The sequence below is a fragment of the Vibrio sp. 10N.261.52.A1 genome, from assembly GCF_002876325.1.
GTDB classification, from domain to species: Bacteria; Pseudomonadota; Gammaproteobacteria; order Enterobacterales; family Vibrionaceae; genus Vibrio; species Vibrio chagasii.
In genome coordinates this window covers 1-1588 of sequence record NZ_MCYD01001333.1, presented here as the reverse complement: position 1 = coordinate 1588, position 1588 = coordinate 1, and the positions used below count along the sequence as shown (strand labels likewise).

Genomic DNA, 1588 nt, shown 5'->3' with positions numbered 1-1588 from the left:
GAATAACTATAACTTTGCAGAAATGAGCACCTATGGTTGGACTCCATTCTTCAACTCATTAACGTTAGGTGCATGGACAGCGATAATCGGTACCATACTGATTTTCTTAGGCGCGTACTGTATTGAGAAGGGTAGAGCGTTTGGTCCTGTTCGTCAGGCAATGCAGATGCTCAGTGTGGTACCTATGGCGGTCCCGGGGATGGTACTGGGTTTGGGCTATATCTTTTACTTCAATGACTTGAGTAATCCACTTAACTTCTTGTATGGCACAATGGCGTTCTTGGTGATAAACACTGTGGTTCACTACTACACGGTGGGTCACATGACGGCGTTAACTGCGTTAAAGCAGCTGCCTGCGGAAACTGAAGCAACGGCGGCCTCTGTAAATCTTCCGCAGTACAAGTTGTTCTTTAAAGTGACGGTACCCGTTTGTCTGCCTGCCATTTTAGATATTGCGACATACCTGTTTATTAATGCACTTACCACTACATCTGCGGTAGTATTCTTATATTCTACCGATACGATACCTGCGTCAGTTTCAGTACTGAATATGGATGATGCAGGGCAAACCGGTGCAGCAGCGGCCATGGCGGTGATGATTATGATATCCGCAGCGAGTGCGAAGTTGATTCATATGCTGATCAACAAGTTATTTGAGAAGCGCACTCAAGCTTGGCGAAAGCGCTAGCGAACCATTTTATATTGCAGTTGGCCAAGGAGTGGCTGACGACAAGAATAAGAATGAAAGGAAATTAAGTGCAGTACGTAAAAATCAAAGATGTCATCGTAGAGCAGATTGAGTCTGGGATGTTAACACCACGACAAAAGCTGCCTGCAGAACGTAAGCTTGCTGAGTCGTTTGATACGACGAGAGTGACGCTGCGTGAAGCATTATCTTCACTTGAAGCGGAAGGGCGCATTTACCGAGAAGACCGACGTGGTTGGTTTATCTCACCAGCGCCACTTCGCTACGACCCAACTCAAACGCTAAATTTCACTAATATGGCGCTGTCGCAGAATCGACAGCCGAAAACTGAGTTGATCGCAGCCAAAGGGATGTTAGCCACAAAGGAAGCGACGAAGCTCCTTGAACTGCCTCCTTTTTCAGACGTTTATCGCGTAGATAGAGTTCGTTATCTTGAAGATAGACCTGTTGTGTATGTGACAAACTACATTCGACCAGAACTATTTCCTAACTTGCTCGATTATGACCTGTCTAAATCACTGACGGACATCTACCGCGAGCACTTTGGTGTGGTGTATCAGAAGATACGTTATCGCGTGAGCACAACGTCATTACTGGGCGAAACAGCACAAGCTCTACGTGCGACTTCGGGTTCTCCTGCGATGGTGGTAGAGCGTGTTAACTACAATCAAAACGGCGATTTGATTGATTGTGATATTGAGTATTGGCGTCATGATGCAATCAGTATTGAATCGATAGCTCAACTCGAACGCTAATCACTTTGACACTGTGTTAGTTAATCAACGGGTCCCTGATAATTCTGTAGGGGCGTCCGGTTTCAATGATTTAAGGTCTCTCATCCAGAGACCTTTTTTATCACTTCAATTAAGCTGTTGCTTTTAT

The 1588-nt window shown here is 45.3% G+C and carries 2 protein-coding genes; both read left to right on the top strand.

Going from position 1 to position 1588, the window contains the following annotated elements; genetic code table 11:
• Positions 1-688, top strand: a 688-nt coding sequence (locus BCT81_RS27475) for an ABC transporter permease subunit (RefSeq protein ID WP_133152752.1), incomplete at its 5' end; no start/stop codon positions are given.
• A gap of 68 nt (positions 689-756) precedes the next feature.
• The gene (gene phnR / locus BCT81_RS27470) at positions 757-1461 is read left to right on the top strand and encodes a phosphonate utilization transcriptional regulator PhnR (protein ID WP_102426510.1); all 705 of its coding nucleotides are present in this window, start codon (positions 757-759) and stop codon (positions 1459-1461) included.
• Positions 1462-1588 lie beyond the last annotated feature (127 nt).